Origin of the sequence: Kitasatospora sp. Root107 (genome assembly GCF_001424875.1) — a bacterium.
Classification (GTDB): domain Bacteria; phylum Actinomycetota; class Actinomycetes; order Streptomycetales; family Streptomycetaceae; genus Kitasatospora.
In genome coordinates, this window is the sequence record NZ_LMCT01000041.1 from 43,200 (window position 1) to 46,383 (window position 3,184).

Here is a 3,184-nt window from a genome sequence, read left to right on the forward strand (position 1 = left end):
TCGGAGGTGGCAGCCGGTTCCGAAGAGCTCGGCGCCCGGCCGGCCGGCGAATGAGGGTTCACCAGTTGGGGTTGACGTCCTGTCCGAAGCCGGCGCCCGCAGGTCGCTTCTCGAAGTGCAGATGCGGGCCGGTTGCGTTGCCGGTGTGGCCGACCAGGGCGATCTGCTGTCCCGCTCCGACGCTCGCACCGCGGCCGACGGTGCGCTGGGAGAGGTGGCAGTACCAGTAGTCGAAGCCGTTGGAGCGCAGCACGAGGTAGTTTCCGTAGGCGTTCGGGTCCTCGCCCGTCTCGCTGATGGAGCCGTCGAGGACCGCGACGCACGGTGTGCCCTCGGCKGCGGCGTAGTCGGCGCCGGTGTGGTAACCGAGGCTCCAAGACCCGGGGATGTGATAGGCGGTGGTGACGCCGTGGCCGGGCGCGGGGGAGGAGACGCGGTTGCCTCCGCCGTTGGGGGACGGGACTTGGAGGCGGTCCCAGGAGGTCTGGCCGGGGATGCCGTCCGCGTCGCCGCCGGAGAATCCGAGTTTGCGCTGGAAGGCTGCGTACGACGCCTGGTCGGCGCCGCTCCACGCGGGGCCGGGCCCCACCTGGTACTGGCTGCATCCTTCCTCGACAAGGCGCTGCCCCATCGCGGTGATGATCGGGCTGACCTGTCCGTCGTGGAAGAACCCTGCTCCGGGGAAAGGCTGCAAGCTCATGGTCGAACTCCTCTCTGCTGGGTGTGGGCGAGTGGCTCCGACGTCGGGGCGGAGCGGGGCTCCGGCGATATCCCCGCCTGGACACGCCGGTACGGCGCTGCGCCACGAGCACGCCGCGCTGAGAAGTGGAACAGCCGGGGAGGGTGCCGGGTCCCTGAACTCGGACCCCGCGCGGGTGAGGGCCGTTCGTGTCAGAGTCAGACCCTTCACTTCCACCGTGCGCCTTGGCGATTCTGACTGCAACGCGGGAGCTCGCGGGGCACTGGGCTATCGGTGCTGGTCAGAGGGCCTATCGGTGCGACCGTCCACGAGCTCAAGCGCCTCGCGCTCACCGCCGGCTCGCCGGACCCGCCGCCGAGCCCCCTCTACACCGCCTTCGCCCGCGCCGTCCCGATGGGAGAAGGCGTCCGCGCTGGTCTCGGCTCCCGATGACCTGTGGTGGGAGGAGCGGGTGGAGGACGCGAGGCTCTACCCAGTGAAGGACCGCAAGGCGTGACGAACGCCGGGGCTGTGGGCGGCCCGTACGGCTGCGCGTTCAGTTCCTCAGCTGCGATGCTCAGGTTCCAGTCCCTGCTGGCCGCCACGTCCACCAGCGGGGCCTGGAAGCGTGTCGGACGCACCGTCATCTCCCTCGTCCCATCGGGAGCCGTACGCCGCCCAGCGCGGCCCAACGTACCGTCGCCTCCGGTGCTTTCAGCGGCCAGTGCGCCCCGCTGCCGGCCGATGCCAACCGGCACTCGGCTGCCACGCTCTCGCGGCCTGTTCACCATTTCGGGAGCTTTGCGCGGTGAAGGCTGTGTTGACGCGGTCGGGGTCGCCTGCGAAGGCTCCGGCGCGAAGGAGGGGTCAGTCTGGGCTGATCTCCTGCTCGATGGTGGCGGCGAGACCGTCGTCGTCGTAGCCCAGTTGCTATCGAGGAGGAACTCGCCGGGCCGGGATTGCGGCGCCAGTCGGACGGGCCGTCCATGGCGATGAGCGAGGCCAGGAACTGGAAGCGCTGGCTGGCAGCCTCGAAGGCATGGTCGTCCGGCTCGACCAGGCGCAGCGGCTCGCTGGCGGCGGCGTTGATCATCCTGCTGTGGGGGTAGTAGTACTTTCCGCCGCTCTGCGGGTGGCAGACCGTGTGGATGCTGTCGCCGTAGAAGACTTGCCACGGGTTCACGCGTGTCGGGGGGAGGAGCTGACCGAGGCGCGGTGGATCGGGGTGTCGTGTGCTTGGTCAGTGGGGGGTGTGCGGGCGCAGGACCATCAGCGAGTCCTCGGGGCCGGCGGTCACGGCGAAGGGGAACCGGTCGAGTTCGAGGCAGAGGGTGACGTCGTCGGGGTGGACTCCCTGACGGACACCGTTTGTCAGTTCGGTGGCGGCTTGTGACTGGCTGGCACGGTGGAGGTACTGCGTCGCGTCTGTTGCGGTCTCGGTGACCCTGCGGCGATGTACTGGGCGTACGCCAGGTCCTCGTCGGCTCGCCCGTCCTCGCCGGTCACCACGAAGGTGACGCTGTCGGGTTCGTGTGCCCGCAGCAGGCGGGCTGTTGCCTCGGCGACGACGAAGGAGGCACACAGCACCAGTGAGGCGTCCTGGACGGCGAGGGCGCCGACCGTTCCCGCAGTTGTCTTCTGGATGACGGTGCGCCCGCGGAGGTCGGTTGAGCGGAGCAGGCCAGGGGAGTTGACGGCGTCGAACCCGGGCGCCGCCGGGCCGTCCTTGAGCGCCACCCAGTCCGGGTGACGGTCCTTCAGCGCCAGGGCCTCGTCCAGTGACTCGGCGAGAACGATCTTCTCCGCCCCCTGGGCGAAGGCGCAGGGGCCACGGTGAACGCGCGCATGACGTCGACGACGACCGCGACGGACGGGGTTTCGGTCACTCGGGTATGCCGAGGAAACGGGCGTCCATCCGGTCATGATCCGGTGACGGGCCTCACAGCGATGCCGTTGGAGCTCGGCATCGCGCAGCCGTCCTGCCGGGCTCACCCGATCAGGTTCCCGTGGTGGCGGTGGTGCGGGGTGCTTGTTTGAGTTCTGGTAGACCTGCGGCCGACATGCGCCGTGAGCCGTCGACCCGGGGAAGGCGCCATGTGTGACTGCGGACCGCTCACGTCCGAGACGGACCGGCTCTTGCAGCCGGTCGACGCCGGCGTCGACCTCGCCGCTCCCGACGTGCCGGTCGCCTCGGTGATCACCTCCGAACGCGCGTCGGTCGCGGCGGCGGACGGGCCGGTGCGGGCGGGGTGTGAGGCGGATCTGCGGGACGGCTGTTACGAGGTGACGGTCCGTTTGAACCAGCCGGGTGCCCGCCGGCTGGTCGGCACGCTGCGGGTCGACCGGGCGGCTCCGGCGTCGGGGCCCGACGGTCTGATCATCAGTGGCGACCTGTACCGGCGTCTGCCGGGCCAGGCCCGGCCGGACATGCCGACCGGCGTACCCGGCGGCGGGTCGGTGGCGGCGGCGGTGAGCCGGGTGGGTCTGCCGGGCGCGGTACGGCGG

At 70.6% G+C, this 3,184-nt stretch carries 3 protein-coding genes and 1 pseudogene; 2 read left to right on the forward strand and 2 right to left on the reverse strand.

Annotation, left to right across the window (positions count from 1 at the left end):
* Positions 1 to 58 precede the first annotated feature (58 nt).
* Positions 59 to 700, reverse strand: a complete 642-nt coding sequence (locus ASC99_RS42325) for a peptidoglycan-binding protein (protein WP_057237300.1) — start codon at positions 698 to 700, stop codon at positions 59 to 61.
* Positions 701 to 1,665: 965 nt separating this feature from the next.
* Here ASC99_RS42325 and ASC99_RS41790 point away from each other — a divergent pair.
* Entirely contained in the window at positions 1,666 to 1,788 is a 123-nt protein-coding gene (locus tag ASC99_RS41790) for a hypothetical protein (RefSeq protein ID WP_255359285.1), read from the forward strand.
* Positions 1,789 to 1,919: 131 nt separating this feature from the next.
* Here the strand turns inward: ASC99_RS41790 and ASC99_RS28285 are convergent.
* Positions 1,920 to 2,594: pseudogene (locus tag ASC99_RS28285) on the reverse strand (2-phosphosulfolactate phosphatase).
* 221 nt (positions 2,595 to 2,815) lie between these two features.
* On the opposite strand from ASC99_RS28285, the gene ASC99_RS41315 reads away from it, so the two are divergent.
* A partial coding sequence (locus tag ASC99_RS41315) for a hypothetical protein (RefSeq protein WP_369825192.1) occupies positions 2,816 to 3,184 on the forward strand: 369 nt, incomplete at its 3' end.